Origin of the sequence: Geodermatophilus telluris (assembly GCF_900102745.1) — a bacterium.
GTDB lineage: Bacteria > Actinomycetota > Actinomycetes > Mycobacteriales > Geodermatophilaceae > Geodermatophilus > Geodermatophilus telluris.
In genome coordinates this window covers 1045073-1062501 of record NZ_FMZF01000001.1, presented here as the reverse complement: position 1 = coordinate 1062501, position 17429 = coordinate 1045073, and the positions used below count along the sequence as shown (strand labels likewise).

At 75.9% G+C, this 17429-nt stretch carries 13 protein-coding genes; 9 read left to right on the top strand and 4 right to left on the bottom strand.

Annotation, left to right across the window (positions count from 1 at the left end; all coding sequences use genetic code 11):
• The first annotated feature begins 68 nt into the window (after positions 1 to 68).
• The 3 genes from BLQ97_RS05125 (at position 69) to ppk2 (ending at position 3291) form a co-directional block, all read left to right on the top strand.
• Complete coding sequence (locus tag BLQ97_RS05125; RefSeq protein ID WP_091363680.1) at positions 69 to 1403, top strand: alkaline phosphatase; 1335 nt, start codon at positions 69 to 71, stop codon at positions 1401 to 1403.
• 164 nt (positions 1404 to 1567) lie between these two features.
• A complete protein-coding gene (locus tag BLQ97_RS05120; protein WP_091363679.1) occupies positions 1568 to 2248 on the top strand; it encodes a lysophospholipid acyltransferase family protein in 681 nt (226 codons plus the stop codon).
• A gap of 20 nt (positions 2249 to 2268) precedes the next feature.
• Entirely contained in the window at positions 2269 to 3291 is a 1023-nt protein-coding gene (gene ppk2 / locus BLQ97_RS05115) for a polyphosphate kinase 2 (protein WP_245691829.1), read from the top strand.
• Between the two features lie 64 nt (positions 3292 to 3355).
• On the opposite strand, the gene BLQ97_RS05110 is transcribed toward ppk2, so the two are convergent.
• Positions 3356 to 4786: an amidase gene (locus tag BLQ97_RS05110; protein ID WP_245691827.1), complete on the bottom strand. Its 1431-nt coding sequence runs from the start codon at positions 4784 to 4786 to the stop codon at positions 3356 to 3358.
• A gap of 109 nt (positions 4787 to 4895) precedes the next feature.
• Between BLQ97_RS05110 and BLQ97_RS05105 the strand changes: the two genes are divergently transcribed.
• The 3 genes from BLQ97_RS05105 to BLQ97_RS05095 all read left to right on the top strand — a co-directional run bounded on the left by BLQ97_RS05105 (position 4896) and on the right by BLQ97_RS05095 (position 9371).
• Positions 4896 to 6593 carry a DEAD/DEAH box helicase gene (locus BLQ97_RS05105; RefSeq protein ID WP_091363676.1) on the top strand — a complete coding sequence of 566 codons (1698 nt, stop codon included), beginning with the start codon at positions 4896 to 4898 and terminating at the stop codon, positions 6591 to 6593.
• 146 nt (positions 6594 to 6739) lie between these two features.
• Positions 6740 to 7693: a cyclase family protein gene (locus tag BLQ97_RS05100; RefSeq protein ID WP_091363674.1), complete on the top strand. Its 954-nt coding sequence runs from the start codon at positions 6740 to 6742 to the stop codon at positions 7691 to 7693.
• A gap of 19 nt (positions 7694 to 7712) precedes the next feature.
• Entirely contained in the window at positions 7713 to 9371 is a 1659-nt protein-coding gene (locus BLQ97_RS05095) for an AMP-binding protein (RefSeq protein WP_091363673.1), read from the top strand.
• A 27-nt stretch (positions 9372 to 9398) separates the two neighbouring features.
• Here the strand turns inward: BLQ97_RS05095 and BLQ97_RS05090 are convergent, their stop codons facing one another.
• On the bottom strand, positions 9399 to 12008 hold the full coding sequence (locus BLQ97_RS05090) for a SpoIIE family protein phosphatase (RefSeq protein ID WP_245691825.1): 2610 nt from the start codon (positions 12006 to 12008) through the stop codon (positions 9399 to 9401).
• 157 nt (positions 12009 to 12165) lie between these two features.
• Positions 12166 to 12912 carry a peroxide stress protein YaaA gene (yaaA, locus tag BLQ97_RS05085; RefSeq protein ID WP_091363669.1) on the bottom strand — a complete coding sequence of 249 codons (747 nt, stop codon included), beginning with the start codon at positions 12910 to 12912 and terminating at the stop codon, positions 12166 to 12168.
• Between the two features lie 196 nt (positions 12913 to 13108).
• Between yaaA and fdhA the strand changes: the two genes are divergently transcribed.
• Positions 13109 to 14326 carry a formaldehyde dehydrogenase, glutathione-independent gene (gene fdhA / locus BLQ97_RS05080; RefSeq protein ID WP_091363667.1) on the top strand — a complete coding sequence of 406 codons (1218 nt, stop codon included), beginning with the start codon at positions 13109 to 13111 and terminating at the stop codon, positions 14324 to 14326.
• Between the two features lie 51 nt (positions 14327 to 14377).
• Here the strand turns inward: fdhA and BLQ97_RS05075 are convergent, their stop codons facing one another.
• Entirely contained in the window at positions 14378 to 15583 is a 1206-nt protein-coding gene (locus BLQ97_RS05075) for an SPL family radical SAM protein (RefSeq protein WP_245691823.1), read from the bottom strand.
• On the opposite strand from BLQ97_RS05075, the gene BLQ97_RS05070 reads away from it, so the two are divergent.
• Both BLQ97_RS05070 and BLQ97_RS05065 read left to right on the top strand, forming a co-directional pair.
• A complete protein-coding gene (locus tag BLQ97_RS05070) occupies positions 15563 to 16354 on the top strand; it encodes a TSUP family transporter (RefSeq protein ID WP_175471584.1) in 792 nt (263 codons plus the stop codon). The two genes, BLQ97_RS05075 and BLQ97_RS05070, sit on opposite strands and share 21 nt — an antisense overlap.
• Positions 16355 to 16427: 73 nt before the next feature.
• Positions 16428 to 17426: an NAD-dependent epimerase/dehydratase family protein gene (locus BLQ97_RS05065; RefSeq protein ID WP_091363666.1), complete on the top strand. Its 999-nt coding sequence runs from the start codon at positions 16428 to 16430 to the stop codon at positions 17424 to 17426.
• Positions 17427 to 17429 lie beyond the last annotated feature (3 nt).

The window sequence follows — 17429 nt, the reverse complement described above, 5'->3', positions numbered from 1 at the left end:
CTGCGGGTGGCGGTCTGCGCGGACGGTGACCTCGCGCCGGGAACGGCTCCCGGGCGGGAGGGACGGACATGAGCGAGTCGAGGACGGGACGCCGCTGGCGGACCGCGGGCCTGGTGGCGGTCGCGGGCGGGACGCTCGCCCTCCTGCCGCTGACCGGCGCCCTCGCCGGGGCGGAGGACCCCGGCGGCGACGGCGGTCAGGGGAGTGGCCACCCGCGCAGCGTCATCTTCGTCAACGGCGACGGCATGGGCCCCGCCCACCGGGAGGCCGCCCGGCTCGACCAGGAGGGCTTCGACGGGCAGCTGGCCATGGACGAGCTCCCCGTCGCCGGGCTGCAGACCACCGACGCCCGCGACCCGGAGGACACCGTCACCGACTCCGCCGCGGCGGCCTCGGCCTGGGCGACCGGCGTGAAGACGTACAACGGCGCCATCAGCGTCGACGTCGACGGCGAGCCGCTGCCCACCCTCGGCCAGCAGGCCGAGGAGGCGGGGCTGGCCGGCGGGATCGTCACCACCGCGCAGGTCACCGACGCCACCCCGGCGGCCTTCTTCGCCACCAGCACCGACCGCGCCGCGCAGGACGACATCGCCCGCCAGTACCTGGAGGTCAGCCGGCCCGAGGTCATCCTGGGCGGCGGCGAGGACTGGTGGCTGCCCGCCGGTGACGAGGGCACCTACCCGCCCCGCGCCGGCGACGAGGAGGACCCGGAGGTGTCCCGCAGCACCCAGGGCGACCTCGTGGCGCAGGCCCAGGCGCAGGGCTACCAGTACGTGAGCACCGCCGAGGAGTTCGCCGCGGCCGACTCCGGCCTGCTGCTCGGCCTGTTCGCCAACGAGGAGATGTTCCAGCAGCGCCCCGAGGGCGAGGGCGACGAGTTCGACCCGGTCGTCTCCCTGGCCGACATGACCACCACGGCCCTCGACGTCCTCTCCCAGGACGAGGACGGCTTCTTCCTCGTGGTCGAGGAGGAGGGCGTCGACGAGATGAGCCACGACAACAACGGCACGCGGATGCTCGAGGCGATGCGCTCGCTCGAGGCCGCCGTCGACGTCGCCCGCGCCTACGTGGCCGAGCACCCCGACACCCTGCTGATCGTCACCGGCGACCACGAGTGCGGCGGGCTCACCATCGAGGACGTCGACGCCGAGGACGAGAGCGGCCCCGGCGGCACCCTGCCGCAGGAGACCGCGGTCGAGGGCGAGACGGTGTCCGGTGAGGACGGGCCGTTCACCGTCGCGGGCACCGACGGCGCCCACGACTTCGCGCTGGACTGGACGACGACCGCGCACACCGGCGTGCCCACCGTGGTCACCGCGGACGGTCCGGGCAGCGAGGAGCTGGTCGGCTACTACCCGAACACGCACCTGCACGACGTCATGAGCGGCGTGCTGTTCGGCTGACGGGCGACCGTCCCGGGGCCCGGGACCGGCCGTCCGCCGGTCCCGGGCCCCGGAGCGTCCGGCGTTCCGGGAGCCGACCCGCGGCCGCCGCCCGGCCGTTCCCCGGGCGACACCCGCGCCGCCCAGGCTCGGGGACGACCGCGCACCCGCCGCCAGGAGGTCCCGTGGACGCCCCGACCCCCGCCCTCACGCCCGTCCTCGCCCGCACCGCCGTCCGCGCCGCGACCGCCTCCTGGGGCGGCGAGCGGCGGCGGCAGCGCCTGCGGGTGCGCACCTGCGCGGAGCTGCTCACCGCGCTCGGCCTGCGCGTGCGGGTGGTCGGCCCCGCGGCCGGCTGGCCGCGGGGCCCACGGCTCGTGGTGACGAACGCGCGCTGCTGGACCGATGTCCTCGCGCTGGCCACCGCCGTCCCCGGCACCCCGGTGGTCGACGCCACCCTCGCCGGGGCGCCGCTGGCCCGGGTGCTGGCCCGCCGCGGCGGCCTCCTGGTCGACGACGGGTCGGGGGCCACCCGGGCAGCGGTCACCGCCCTGCTCCGGCGCGGGGACACCGTGGTCACCGTGCCCGGCGGGACCACCGACGGCGGGCCGGGCCGCTTCCGCGCCGACGCCCTGGCGCCCGCCGTCGACGCGCAGGCCGCGGTCTGCCCGGTCGCCGTCCGGCCGGCCGCGGGCGACGTCGTCGAGGTGCACCTGCTGCCCGCCCTGGAGCCCGGCAGGGCACCGCGCCCGCTGGCCGCCCTCGCCGAGTACGCGGTCGCGCACGTGCTGGAGTCCGCCGTGCCGGTACCCGCGCGCTCGGCGAGTGCCCGCCCCCGGTCGGGGTACCGCCGCACCGGACCCTGACCCGTCCGGAGGGAGACCCCGTGCAGCCCGACGCGCTCGTCGACCGCGACACCGCCGACCCGGCGACAGGCGACCCGCCGCGCACCACCCGGGCTCCGCGGGAGGCGGACGTCCTCGACCTGTCGCGGTGGCGGCTCAACGCCCTGCCCGACGAGGACAGCGACGAGGACTGGGACGACGACCGCCAGCTGTTCGGCCCCGACGGCGCCCTGGTCGAGACCTGGCGCGAGGGCTACCCCTACACCGAGCGCATGCAGCGCCGGGAGTACGAGATCGAGAAGCGCCGGCTGCAGATCGAGCTGCTCAAGCTGCAGGGCTGGGTGAAGGACACCGGCCAGAAGCTGGTCATCGTCTTCGAGGGCCGCGACGCCGCCGGCAAGGGCGGCACGATCAAGCGCGTCACCGAGCACCTCAACCCCCGCGGCGCCCGCGTGGTCGCGCTCGACAAGCCCAGCGAGCGCGAGCAGACGCAGTGGTACTTCCAGCGCTACGTGCAGCACCTGCCCGCGGCCGGCGAGATCGTGTTGTTCGACCGGTCCTGGTACAACCGCGCCGGCGTCGAGCGGGTCATGGGCTACTGCACCGACGAGCAGTACCAGCAGTTCCTGCAGGACGCGCCCGAGATCGAGCGGATGTTCGTCGCCAGCGGCATCCGGCTGTTCAAGCTGTGGTTCTCGGTCTCCCGCGGGGAGCAGCGGACCCGCTTCGTCGTCCGGCAGATCGACCCGGTGCGGCAGTGGAAGCTCTCGCCCACCGACCTCGCCAGTCTCGACAAGTGGGACGCCTACACCGAGGCCAAGGAGGCGATGTTCCTGCACACCGACACGCAGCACGCGCCGTGGACGGTGATCAAGAGCAACGACAAGAAGCGCGCCCGGCTCGAGGCCATGCGGCACGTGCTGTGCCGGCTGGACTACGAGGACAAGGACTGCGACGTCGTCGGCGACCCCGACCCGCTCATCGTCGGCTCGGCCGCCGACGTGCTGGAGGAGTCCTCCGGCACCCCTGTCGCCCCGCCCCCGCCCCGCTCGGGCCGTCGATGACCTCGTCTGCGGTTCTCTAGGGCGGTGACTAGAGAGCCGTAGACGGTGTCAGAGCGGGCCGGCGTCAGAGGGGCGGACGGCGGCGGCCGTGGCCGGTGGCCTGCTCGATCGCGTGCGCGACCTCCAGCAGCCGCCGGTCCGCGCGCGGTGCGGCGACGAGCTGCAGGCCGACGGGCAGGCCGTCGGGGGTGAACCCGCCGGGCAGCGACAGCGCGGGGCACCCGGTGGCCGAGACCAGCGTGCAGGAGCGCATCCAGCCCAGGTAGTCCGCCTGCGGCACCCCGGCGACCTCGGTGGGGTACTCCAGCTCCACGGGGAAGGGCAGCACCTGCGTGGTGGGCGCCAGCAGCACGTCGTAGCGGTCGAAGAAGCGGACCACCCGCTCGTGCAGCCGGGTGTGCGCCAGCTCCGCGCGGGCGACGTCGGACCCGCTCAGGGCGGCACCGGCCGCGGCGTTCCAGCGGATGGTCTCCTTGACCGCCTCCGGCGAGCGGCGGACGAGGTCGCCGAAGGTCGCGTCGAACAGCCAGGCGCGCAGCGTGCCGAACACGTCGTCGGCCTCGCGGAGGTCGGGGCAGGCCTCCTCGACCGTGCCGCCCAGCGACTCGACCACCGGCAGCACCTCGCGGAGCACGGCGGAGACCGCCGGGTCCACCGGCACCAGGCCGCCGAGGTCGGGCGCCCAGGCCACCCGCAGGCCGGGCACCTCCTCCGGGAGCGGCGCGGCGAACCCGGCCGGGTCGTCGGACAGCGACAGCGGCGCGCGCGGGTCGGGTCCGGCGATCGCCGACAGCACCAGGGCGACGTCGGCCACCGTGCGGCCCAGCGGCCCGTCCACCGACAGCGTCGACCAGCCCATCGCCACCGGCCAGGTCGGCACCCGGCCGGGCGTGGGCCGCAGGCCGACGACGTTGCAGAACGCCGCCGGGTTGCGCAGCGAGCCGCCCATGTCGGTGCCCTCGGCGACCGGCACCAGCCCGGCGGCGAGCGCCGCGGCCGCGCCGCCGCTGGACCCGCCCGCCGACAGCCCGTGCCGCCAGGGGTTGTGGGTGGCCCCGAAGAGCTCGTTGACCGTGTGCGAGCCGGCCGCGAACTCGGGCACGTTGGTCTTGCCCACCCGGACCGCGCCCGCGCGGCGCAGCCGCTCGACGACCAGCTCGTCGTGCAGCGGCACGTTGTCCGCGTGCAGCTTCGAGCCCCAGGTGGTGCGCATGCCGCCGGTGAGGTGGTTGTCCTTGTGCGCTGCGGGCAGGCCGTGCAGCGGGCCGACCTCCTCGCCCGCGGCCAGCGCCGCGTCGGCGGCGTCCGCGGCCGCGCGGGCGCCCTCGGCGTCGAGCGTGACGATCGCGTTGACCTGCGGGTCGACCCGCTCGATGCGGGCGAGGTGCGCCTCGAGCAGCTCGCGCGCCGACACCTCGCGCTTCCGTACGAGGGCGGCCAGCTCGGTGGCCGGGCGCAGGCAGAGGTCGTCGTCGGCAGCGGTGGTGGCGGTCACCCGGGGAGGGTGCCACGGTCCGCCGTCCCCCGGTGACCGCGGGACCGGCGCGCGGGCGGCGCCACGACCCGGCGGATTGGACCGGCGGCGCGGCGGGGACGATCTCCCCATGAGCGGTGCGGCGGAGACGGCGGCGGGAGCCGAGGAGACGGCGACCTTCGCCGACCTGGGGCTGCGGCCCGAGCTGCTGGCGGCGCTGGGCCGCCTGGGCTACGAGGAGCCCACGCCGATCCAGCGCGAGGCCGTGCCGCCGATGGTCGAGGGCCGCGACCTGCTCGGCCAGGCCGCCACCGGCACCGGCAAGACGGCGGCCTACGCGCTGCCGGTGCTGCAGCGGCTGCCCGACGACCGGCCCGGCGGCGACCCGCTGGCGCTGGTCCTCGTGCCCACCCGGGAGCTGTGCATCCAGGTGTCGGAGGCGCTGCACCGCTACGGCCGCGACCTCGGCGCCCGGGTGGTGCCGGTCTACGGCGGGCAGCCGATCCCGCGGCAGCTGCGGGCGCTGGAGGCCGGTGTCGACGTCGTCGTGGCCACCCCCGGGCGGGCGCTGGACCTGCTGCAGCGCGGCAGCCTGCACCTGGGCGGCATCGCCACCGTGGTGCTCGACGAGGCCGACGAGATGCTCGACATGGGGTTCGCCGAGGACCTCGAGGCGCTGCTCGACGAGGTGCCCGAGCAGCGGCAGACGGTGCTGTTCAGCGCCACCATGCCGCGCCGGCTCGACAGCATGGCCCGCCGCCACCTGCGCGACCCGCTGCGCATCCAGGTGGCCCGCGAGGTGCCGGTCGAGGGCGAGGCCCCGCGGGTGCGCCAGACGGCGTTCGTCGTCGCCCGGGCGGCCAAGCCGGCGGCGCTGGGCCGGGTGCTCGACGTCGAGAGCCCGACGGCGGCGATCGTCTTCTGCCGCACCCGCGACGAGGTCGACGACCTCACCGAGACGCTCAACGGCCGCGGCTACCGCGCCGAGGCGCTGCACGGGGGGATGAGCCAGGAGCAGCGCGACCGGGTGATGAACCGGCTGCGCAGCGGCACCGCCGAGCTGCTGGTCGCCACCGACGTCGCCGCGCGCGGCCTCGACGTCGAGCAGCTCACCCACGTCGTCAACTACGACGTGCCGGCCGCGGCGGAGACCTACGTGCACCGCATCGGCCGGGTGGGCCGCGCCGGGCGCGAGGGCGTGGCGATCACGCTGGTCGAGCCGCGGGCGCACCGGATGCTCAAGACCATCGAGCGGGTCACCGGCGCGCCGATCCACGTCGAGCGGGTGCCCACGGTCGCCGACCTGCGCGCCCGCCGGCTCGAGCTCACCCGCGCGGCGCTCCGGGAGAGCCTGCTCGGCGACGACCTCGAGCGCTTCCGCACCGTCGTCGACTCGCTCACCGACGAGTTCGACGTCGTCGAGGTGGCGCTGGCCGCGGTCAAGCTCGCCCACGAGGCCACCACCGGCCCGGACGACGACGAGGAGATCCCCGAGGTCACCCTGCGGCCGGAGCGCCCCCGGCGGGACGGCGACCGCGGCGACCGCGGCCAGGGGCGGTCGCCGCGCGGGCGGTCGGGTCCGGGCGGGGACACGGAGCGGCTGTTCATCGGCGCCGGCCGCAGCGCCGGGGTGCGCCCGGGCGACCTGGTCGGCGCGATCGCGGGGGAGACGGAGCTGCGCGGCCGCGACGTCGGCGCCATCGAGATCGCCGAGCGGTTCAGCCTGGTCGAGGTGCCCGCGGCCGCCGCCGAGGACGTGATCACGGCGCTCCGGGGGAGCACGGTCAAGGGCCGGAAGGTGACCGTCCGCCGCGAGCGCCCGCGCTGAGCAGCGGGGCGGCGGGGCGGCGGCGCGGGCCTCCGGTACGGCGCGGTCCGCTCCGCGTTGACACGGCCGTTACCGGTTTGTGACGCTGGCCACCTTTCCCGCCCCGGAGGACGTGCTGGTCCGGGGCCCGACAGCAGGGAGACACCGTGGCCGACGTGCCCGCCATGACCGAGGTCCTCGCCGACGCACCGAAGAACTGGGGCAAGTGGGGGGACGACGACGAGGTCGGGGCGCTGAACTACCTCACCGCCGACGAGGTCCTGCGCGGCGTGCGGCACGTGCGGCAGGGGAAGGTCTTCACCCTCCAGCGGCTGATCGGCGACCCGAAGGGCGACCCGGTCTGGCCGGGGCGCTCGCCGGCGGAGCGGACGATGATCCTCGACGAGGCCTCCTGGGACTCCCCGGACGCCCCGCAGTTCCCCGGCGGCCTGCACTACGCCGACGACAAGATCAACGCCTTCCTCCAGGGCTCCACGCAGTACGACGCCCTCGGCCACGTCTGGTACGACGGACAGATCTGGAACGGCTACGACGCGCGCTCCACCGTCGGCGGCCTGGACCGGGCCAGTGTCGAGCCGATCGCGCGCAAGGGCGTCGTCGGCCGCGGGATCCTGCTCGACGTGGCCCGCTTCCGCGGCAAGCCCCACCTCGACAAGGGCGAGACCTTCACCCACGAGGACCTCGTGGCCTGTGCCGAGGCCCAGGGCACCCCGATCGAGAAGCGCGACGTGCTGCTGATCCGGACCAACTTCCTGCAGCTGTTCTTCGACCAGGGCGAGGCGTTCTACGAGGGCTTCAACGAGCCCGGCCTGGTCTACAGCCCCGAGCTGGTGCGGTGGTTCCAGGACATGGAGATCCCCAACCTGACCACGGACACCATCGCCAACGAGGTCACCTACGACCCGAACAACGGGACGGCGCTGCCGCTGCACTGCGCGCTGATGCGCAACCTCGGGGTGACCCTCAGCGAGATCGCCGACCTGGAGGAGCTGGCCGAGGACTGCGCCGCGGACGGCCAGTACACCTTCCTCTACGCCGCCGCCCCGCTGAAGATCCACCAGGCCACGGGCGCCCCGGTCAACCCGCTCGCCGTCAAGTGACCGGCCCGAGGGGACGACGATGAGCGTCTACGCCGACCGGCCGTGGCTGTCCCTCTACGGCGAGGGCCAGCCGGCCGACATCACCCCCGAGCACGACACGCTGCTCGACGTCTTCCGCGCCTCCCTCGCGGCGGCGCCCGACACCGTGGCGATCCGCTACTTCGACGGCGAGCTCACCCTCGCCGACCTCGACGCCGCCTCCGACGCCCTCGCCGTCGCGCTCACCGACAACGGGTTCGCGCCCGGCGACCGGATGGGCGTCTACGTGCAGAACGACCCGGCGTTCGTCATCGCGCTGCTCGGCGCGTGGAAGGCCGGCGGCGCGGCGGTGGCGATCAACCCGATGAACAAGGCCGGCGAGCTCACCTACCTGCTCAGCGACTCCGGGGCGACGGCGCTGCTGTGCCTCGAGCAGCTCTACGAGTCGGTGGCGCGCGACGTCGTCGCCAGCGGGGAGACCAAGGTGCAGACCGTGGTCACCTGCTCGCCGCTGGACCACCAGTCCCGCGACGACGCCCGCGTGCTCGGCGACGTCGTCCGGTCGCGGCAGGAGGGCACCCTCGACCTGGCCGAGCTGCTGCGGACCCACGCCGGGCGCACCCCGGCGCCGGTGCCGCTCGCCGGGGACGACGTGGCGATCCTGACCTACACGTCGGGCACCACCGGACGCCCCAAGGGCGCGATGAACACCCACGCGACCATGGTGTTCAACGCCTGCACCTACCGGGAGTGGATGCGGCTCACGCCCGACGACGTCGTCCTCGGCGTCGCGCCGCTGTTCCACATCACCGGGCTCGTCGGGCACGTCGCGCTCGCGCTGCTGCTGCCCTGCCCGCTGGTGCTGGCCCACCGGTTCCACCCCGAGGTGGTGCTCGACGCCATCCGCGAGCACCGGCCGACGTTCACCGTCGGGGCGATCACGGTGTTCATCGCGCTGTCGGGCGTGGAGGGGGTGGGCCGGGAGGACTTCGCGTCGCTGCGCACCCTCTACTCCGGCGGCGCCCCGATCGCGCCCGCGGTCACCGACGCCTTCGAGGAGAGGACGGGCCGCTACATCCACAACATCTACGGCCTGACCGAGACCAACTCGCCCTCGCACGCGGTCCCCATGGGCGTGCGGGCGCCGGTGGACCCGAACTCCGGGGCGTTGTCGGTGGGCGTCCCGGTCTACAACACGGTCGTCCGCATCCTGGGCGAGGACGGCAGCGAGCTGCCGCCCGGCGAGGTGGGGGAGATCGCCACGTCCGGGCCGCAGGTCGTGCCGGGCTACTGGAACCGGCCGGAGGCGACGGCGGAGTCGCTGCCGGGCGGGGAGCTGCGCACCGGCGACGTCGGCTTCATGGACGAGCAGGGCTGGTTCTACCTGGTCGACCGCAAGAAGGACATGATCAACGCGGCCGGCTACAAGGTGTGGCCCCGCGAGGTCGAGGACGTCCTCTACGGCCACCCGGCGGTGCGCGAGGTCGCGGTGGTCGGGGTGCCCGACGCCTACCGCGGCGAGACGGTGAAGGCCTTCGTCTCGCTCAAGCCCGGCGCCTCGGTGACGCCCGAGGAGGTCGTCGCCTGGGCGAAGGAGCGGATGGCGGCCTACAAGTACCCGCGGTCGGTGGAGTTCGTCGAGGAGCTGCCCAAGACCACCACCGGCAAGATCCTCCGCCGGGAGCTGCGCGACCGGTAGCCGGCACCGGCGAGCCCCCTCCTCCCGCTAGGGGAGGGGGCTCGCCGGGTCGTCCGGGACGAGGTCGGGGACGCGGTTGGGACCAGCGTCCAGCGGCCGCGGCCGGTCCTGGCGGTGCAGGCGCACCGCGACCAGGGCGACGTCGTCCTCCGGCCGGCCGTCGACGAGCCGCTCGAGCACCTCGTCGAGCAGCTCCTGCAGCGGCCGGCCGGCCAGCTCCCGCAGCGCCTCCCGCAGCCGGGTCATCCCCGCGTCGAGGTCGGCGTCGCGCCGCTCGATGAGCCCGTCGGTGAACAGCAGCACGGTCGCGCCCCGGTCGAGGGTCACCACCGACTCCTCGCGGGTCGCCCGGGGGTCGACGCCGAGGAGCAGGTCGCCGCGCCAGGAGGCCAGCTCGGCCACGCTGCCGTCGGGGTTGACCACCAGCGGCGGCAGGTGCCCCGCGTTGGCCCAGCGCATCCGGGTGACCCCCCGCCGCAGCTCGTCGGCGGTCTGCTCGAAGCGGGCCGCCGTCGCGGTGGCCAGCACCCGGGTCTGCAGCAGCGCCATGGAGGCGTCCAGGCCGCGCAGCACCTCGCCGGGGCCGGCGTCGCTGTAGGTGGCGATGCCGCGCAGCAGCCCGCGCAGCTGCCCCATGGCGGCGGCGGCCTCGGTGTCGTGCCCGACGACGTCGCCGATGACCACCATCGTCGCCCCGCCCGGCTGCAGGAAGGCGTCGTACCAGTCGCCGCCGACCCGGGCGGCCTCGGCGGCCGGCAGGTACCGGACGGCGATCTCGGCGTGGTCGGGCTCGGGCGGCTCGGTGAGCAGGCTGCGCTGCAGGCCCTCGGCCAGGGCCCGCTGCTGCCCGTAGAGGCGGGCGTTGTCCAGCGCCAGGCCGGCCCGGGCGGCGACGTCCTGGGCCGTGGCCAGGTCCTCCTCGCGCGGGGCCCAGCCGCGCCGGAAGTACAGCGTCATGACGCCGAGCGTGCGGTCGCGGCCCCGCAGCGGGAGGCAGACCCCCGACTCGGGGGCCAGCGTGGTGAGCAGGTCGCGGGCCTCGCCCTCGGGCAGCAGGCCGCGGACGGCGTCGGCGGTCTCCATGACCGGCTCGCCGGTGAGCAGCGCCCGCATGAGCGGCGCCGTGGCCGGCATGGTGTCGAGCCGGACGGCGGCGTAGCGCTCGACCAGCGCGCGGGCGGCGGGGTCGACGTGCCAGTGGCCCACGTCGCGCGGCCGGCCGTCGGCGTCGACCACGGTGACGATGCACCAGTCGGCCAGCGCGGGGACCACCAGCCGCGGCAGGTGGGCGGTCGCCGACTCCGCGTCCAGCGCGCCGGCCAGCTCCGCGCTGACCTGGGCGAGCAGTGCCAGCCGCTGGGCGCTGCGCTCGGCGCGGTCCTGCACCCGGCGGCGCTCGGTGACCTCGAGGAAGTAGACCGAGAGCCCCTCCGGGCTCGGCCACGCCCGCAGCTCGTACCAGCCGTTGAGCGGCGCGGGGTAGTGCGCGTCGAACTGCACGGGGGTCCCGGTGCGCACGGCGGCGCGGTAGTTCTCCTCGAAGACGCTGCCGGGCGCGGCGGGGAACGCGGTCCACAGCTCCTGGCCGAGCAGCTCGTCGCGGGTGCGCCCGAGCAGCCGCTCGGCCTCGGCGTTGACGTGGGTGAAGCGCCACTCCCGGTCGAGGGAGTAGAAGCCGGCCGGCATGGCCTCGAGCACCCGCGTCACCCGCACGCCGGCCGCGCGCTCGGCGGTGGTGTCGTAGGCGGCGCCCAGCACGCGGGTGGCCCGGCCGGCCTCGTCGCTGAGCGTGCGCCCGCGGGCCTGCACCCAGCGGGTCTCGCCGTCGGGCCACACGACGCGGTACTCGGCCTCGTAGTCACCGCAGGCGGCGATGCTGACCTGCAGGGCGTCGGTGACCCGCGCCAGGTCGTCGGGGTGCACCCGCCGGTTGAACGCCTCGATGTCGCCACCGAAGGTCTCGGCGGTGTAGCCGAACATCTCGATGAGCCGGGCGTCCCAGGTCAGCTCGCCGGTGCGCAGGTCCCAGTCGAAGGTGCCGATGCCCGCGGCGTCGATGGCCAGCCCCCAGCGCAGCCGGTCGCTCTCGTACGCGGTGGTGAGCGCGGCGAGCTCCAGCTCGGTGACGGCGGCGTCGGCCAGCTGCCGCAGCGTGCTGACGTCGGTGTCCGACCACGGGCGCGGCGCGGGGGCCACCACGCACAGCACCCCGACGGTGTGGCCCTCGGAGTCGACCAGGGGCGCTCCCAGGTAGGCGCCGACGGCGCCGGCGGTCACCGGCGGCAGGTCGCCCACCCGGGGGTCGGCGTGCGCGTCCGGGACGGCGTAGGGGGTGCGCTCCGCGGCGGCGACCGCGCAGGCGGAGGCCTCCAGGGGCGTCTCGCTGCCCACCGTGCCCGCGGGCAGGCCGACGGCCGACACGACGACCTGGACGTCGTCGAGCAGCGAGACCTGCGCGATCGGGGCGCCGAGGAGCCGGGCGGCGAGCTCCGCGATCCGGTCGAGCGCGGCGCTGGCGTCGCGCAGCCGGAGCCGGCGGGCGGCGTCGGCGCGGGGCCGGTCGGCCTGGAGGACCTCCGCGGCCGCGCGCGGGTCAGCTACCGGACCCCCCGGGTGGGGCCGCGACGTGTCGTCCACCGAACCTCTCATGTCCGGCTCGGAGCCGACTCGATGCGGCAGTCGGTCCGTCCGCTGTTCGAACGGGCTGCCGCAGAGCATCGTAGGGGACCCGGGTTGCGGCCAACAGGTCTGACGGCTCACACACCGCCCCTCACCATCCGTGACCGGCAGCCCGTCAGACCGGCGGGAGCACCAGGGTGAGCGCCGTCCCGCCGTCGTGTTCCACGTGCAACCCGGCGCGCCGCAGCAGCGCCCGCACCCGCACCGCGCCGTCCGGCTCGGCCGTGGTGGTGGCCAGCAGGCGGGCCACCCGCCCCTTGTGCGCCTTGTTGGCGTGGCTGACCACCGCGCGCGTGCCGTCGGGCCGCGCGCTCAGGACCTCGACGGTGACCGCGCCGGGCACCGGGGCCAGTGCCCGGTACCCGCCGCTGCGCAGGTCGACGACGAGCTCGCCGGTACCGGCCAGCAGCGGGCCGAGGGCCGGCCGCCACAGCGTCCGCAGGGTCGGCAGCCCGGGCAGCGAGGCGCCCGCTGACAGGCGGTAGGCGGGGATCGGGTCGGTGGCCCGCAGCAGCCCGAACAGCGCCGAGCCGACGGCGAGCCGCCGGTCGGCCCGCGCCCGCTGCGCGCGGGTCATCGAGCGCACGTCGAGGGCGTCGTAGAGCACGCCGGTGTAGCGCCGGGCGGCCGGCGTCGTGGGGCTGCTGCGCAGCGCGGCGTTGCGGGCGATCTCGGCGTCCTGGCCGGGGGAGAGGCCCAGCGCGGCGCGGGCCGCGGGCGGGTCGGCGGCCAGGGTGACCAGCGCGTCGACCAGCGTCGCGCGGACCGGCGTCAGCTCGGGCGAGCCGAGCGCGGCGAGGTCGAGCGGGGTGCCGTCGCCGTCGGGGGACTTGGTCTCCGAGGGCGGCAGCAGCACGAGCACGGGGACCCAGGGTAGGCACGGGCCTCCCCGGGCCGTCCGGGGCGCACTCCTCTTGCCGCGTGTCACCCGGTGGTGTGACATAGGCCACCCGCCCGGGGACCGCGACGGGCGGGGGGACGCCCGCACCGACCGGCGCGGACGCGACACGGGGGCGGGCGGTGACCCGTCCCCGGACGAGAAGAGTCAGGGGACGCGTGTGGCTGGCAACAAGGCTGTCATGTACATGGGGCCGGGCAAGGTCGAGGTGGCCGACCTGGACTACCCCGGGCTGGAGCTCAAGGAGGGGCCGGGGGTCAACCCGGCCAACGTCGGCCGCAAGACCCCCCACGGGGTCATCCTGCGGACGGTGGCCACGAACATCTGCGGCAGCGACCAGCACATGGTCCGCGGGCGCACGACGGCGCCCGAACGTCTGGTGCTCGGCCACGAGATCACCGGCGAGATCGTCGAGAAGGGCTCCGACGTGGAGTTCCTCCAGGTCGGCGACATCGTCAGCGTGCCGTTCAACATCGCCTGCGGGCGCTGTCGCAACTGCAAGGAGGGCAAGACCGGCATCTGCCTGAACGTCAACCCCGACCGGCCGGGCTCGGCGTACGGCTACGTCGACATGGGCGGCTGGACCGGCGGCCAGGCCGAGTACGTGATGGTCCCGTACGCCGACTGGAACTGCCTGAAGTTCCCCGACCGCGACCAGGCGCTCGCCAAGATCCGCGACCTCACGATGCTGTCGGACATCTTCCCGACCGGCTACCACGGCTGCGTGACCGCCGGCGTCGGCACCGGCTCGACGGTCTACATCGCCGGAGCCGGCCCGGTCGGGCTCGCGGCCGCGGCCTCCGCCCAGCTGCTCGGCGCCGCGGTGGTCATCGTGGGCGACCTCAACGCCGACAGACTCGCTCAGGCACGCAGCTTCGGGTGCGAGACCGTCGACGTCTCGAAGGGCGACCCGAAGGACCAGATCGCGGAGATCCTGGGTGAGCCCGAGGTGGACTGCGGCGTCGACGCCGTCGGCTTCGAGGCCCGCGGGCACGGCCCCGGCTCCCAGCAGGAGGCCCCGGCGACCGTGCTGAACTCGCTGATGGACATCACCCGGGCCGGCGGTGCCCTCGGCATCCCGGGCCTCTACGTCACCGGTGACCCGGGTGCGGTGGACGAGGCGGCCAAGGTCGGCTCGCTGTCCATCCGGCTGGGCCTGGGCTGGGCGAAGTCGCACGCGTTCACCACCGGCCAGTGCCCGGTCATGCGCTACAACCGCCAGCTGATGATGGCGATCCTGCACGACCGGGTGCAGATCGCGAAGGCGGTCAACGCCGAGGTGATCCCGCTGGAGGACGCCCCGCGCGGCTACCAGGAGTTCGACCAGGGGGCGGCGAAGAAGTACGTGCTGAACCCGAACGGCCTGATCCCCGCCTGAGGACGTCCCGGCCTCCCGTCACCCTCGGGTGACGGGAGGCCGGGAGCCGCCTCACGTCCAGTACAGGAGGCGGGCCTCGGGCAGCCGCTCGGCGACCTCGGGCTCGAACCAGCCACGCAGCTCGGCCATCGTCTCCTTGCGGTAGACGTGCTTGACCGAGCCGAACTTCCCCCGCTTGGTGGTGCGGCGGGACTCGTCCATCTCGAGCCTGGTCCGCGGGTACCAGTCGAGCAGCGTCTCCTTGCTGCCCGGCGTGAAGCGGTGGGTGATGCACTCGACGGTCAGGTCGTGCCCGGCCGGGACGGCGGCAGCGATGCCGTCGAGCAGCTCGGCGTACTGCTCCTGCCAGCCCTCCACCGGCATGATCGGCGCGATGGTGACGCCGACCGGGTACCCGGCCGCCGCCACCGCCGACAGCGCCCGCAGCCGGGCCGGCACCTTGGCCGTCGCACCCTCGAACCGGCGGTCGACCGAGGACGCGTTGACCGAGAACCGCAGGCGGGTGCGCCCGCCGTGGGGGAGGGCCAGCAGGCCGGCGACGTCGTCGAACTTGGTGGTGGCGCGCAGCTGCACCGGGCCGGCCCACTCGTGGGTGCCGAAGTGCTCGACCATCCGCGCCAGGCCGCCGGTCAGGTGCTCGATGGCCAGCGGGTCGGTGTAGCAGGACGCCTCGAACGTCGTCCCCTCACCGCCGCGCTCGAGCGTGCCGGAGGTGATCGTCCCGCGGCCGACGTAGCCGTCGAGGCCGTCGAGGACCTCGTCGAGGTCGGCCCACACGCGGGTGATCGGCGGGCCACCGAGCGAGCCGGCGAGGTAGCAGTACTGGCAGTGCGCCGGGCAGCCCTCGGCGAGGTCGAGCCGGAAGTCCGCCGACGGCGGGATGGGCTGCAGCCTCCGCTTGGACGGCGGCGGCACGACGAGCGCCATCGTGTCCTTGGCGGCCATGAACGCGGCGCGGTCGTCGTCGCCGCGCAGGGAGGGCAGCCGGTCACCGCGCAGCAGCTCGATCCCGTCGACGCCGGCGGCCTCGAGCCGCGCGAGGACGCGCTGACCGTGCGGGCGCTCGGCGGCCGAGCGGGTGACCAGGACCCGCTTCGGCGTCCACAGCCGGGACGGGGCCGGGAGGACGGTGAGGTCGGCGGGGGAGGGGGCGACGGGCGGGGTGAGCAGCGCGGTCATCGCCTGGTGCAACACCCGCCGGGTGCCGCCCATGCCCCGGCCGGCGGCCGGCCGGGTGTGCTCCGGGTCGCCCTGCACGCCGCCGTCGGCGAGGGTCGGGAGGTGTCCGGCGCCTGGCTGCCCACCCTGGGCCTCGCGGCCGCCGTCGCCGCCGGGGCGGTGACGCAGCGGGTCACCGGCCTGGGCTTCAGCCTCGTCGCGGCGCCCTTCCTCGTGCTCCTCACCGGGCCGGTCACCGGCGTCCTCGTCGCCAACGCGCTCGGCGTCGCGGTGGCGCTGCTGGTGCTGGGACAGGTGTACCGCGACGTCGACCTGCGCCGCGGCGTGCTGCTGCTGGTGCCCGCCCTGGCTGCCGTCGTCCCGGGCGCCCTCCTCGCCCGGGCGGTCCCGGTCGCCGTGCTCCAGGTGCTGGTCGGCGGCACCGTCGTCCTGTCGCTGCTGGCCGTCCTGGCCCTGGGCCGCTGGGGCGTCGGCGGGCCGCCGGGGCCGGCGCACCCCGGGACGACCCTGGTCGCCGGCGCGGCCACCGGCTTCCTCACCGCGACCGCGGGCGTCGGCGGTCCGGCGCTCACGGCGTACGCGGTGGCCACCCGGTGGGCGCAGTCCGCCTTCGCGGCGACCGCACAGCTGTGCTTCGCCGCCGTCGGCGCCACGGCGGTGGCGGTCCGGGGGATGCCCGTGCTGCCGGGGACGACGTGGGCTTCCGCGGCCGCCGCGCTCGCCGCCGGCGTGGTGGGCGGGACGGCGCTGGCCACCCGGGTGCCGCCCGCCGTCGCCCGCACCGGCGCGCTGACGATCGCCCTGGCCGGCGGCCTGGCCACCGTGGTCGACGGCCTGCTGGGCGGCTGAGCGGGCGGCCGGGCCCGCTGCGCCGGGAGCGGACGGCCCCTGCCGGCCGGCGCCCCGGTGGCAGGGTGGGGACGTGGACGTGCTGGTGCTCGGCGGGACGGCCTGGCTGGGCCGTGAGGTGTCGCGGCAGGCGCTGGCCCGGGGGCACGCGGTCACCTGCCTGGCGCGCGGGCGGTCCGGCGGGGTGGCCGACGGCGCCCGGCTGGTCGCCGCCGACCGCGAGCGCCCCGGCGCCTACGACGCGGTCGCCGGCCGGGAGTGGGACGCCGTGGTGGAGGTGTCCTGGCAGCCGGCGTCCGTCCGCGAGGCGCTGGCGGCGCTGGGCGACCGGGCCCGGCACTGGACCTACGTCTCCTCGGTCAGCGCCTACGCCTCCCGGACGACGCCGGGCGGGGACGAGACCGACCCGGTGGGCCGGGCCACCGACGAGCCGCGGGTCGGGCGGGAGCTGTACGGGCCGGCCAAGGTCGCCTGCGAGGAGCTGTCCCGGGCCGCGGTGGGGGAGCGCCTGCTCGTGGCCCGCGCCGGGCTCGTCGGCGGCCCCGGCGACCACACCGGCCGCTCCGGCGCCTGGGTCGCCCGCGCCGCGCGCGACCCGCACGGGCCGCTGCTCGTGCCCGACACCCCCGACCTGCCCACCCAGGTGGTCGACGTCCGCGACCTCGCGGGCTGGCTGGTCGGGTGCGCGGACCGGTCCGTCACCGGCGTGTTCGACGCCGTCGGCCCGGTCGTGCCGTTCGGCGAGTGGGTGGCCGCCTCCCGCACGGTGGCCGGGCACACCGGGCCGGTGGTGCCCGCGTCCTCCGACTGGCTGCTCGAGCGGGGCGTCGAGCCCTGGATGGGGGAGGAGTCGATGGCGCTGTGGCTGCCGGCGCCGGAGGACCGGGGCTGGTCGGCCCGCTCCGGGGCGCGCGCGGCGGCCGCGGGGCTGCGCCACCGCCCCCGGGAGGAGCTGCTCGCCGACCTGCTGGCGTGGGAGCGCGCGCAGGGGCTCGACCGGCCGCGGGGAGCCGGGCTGAGCGCCGCCCGGGAGGCCGGGCTGCTGGCGGAGCTCGGCCGCCGGCCGGGGTGACCG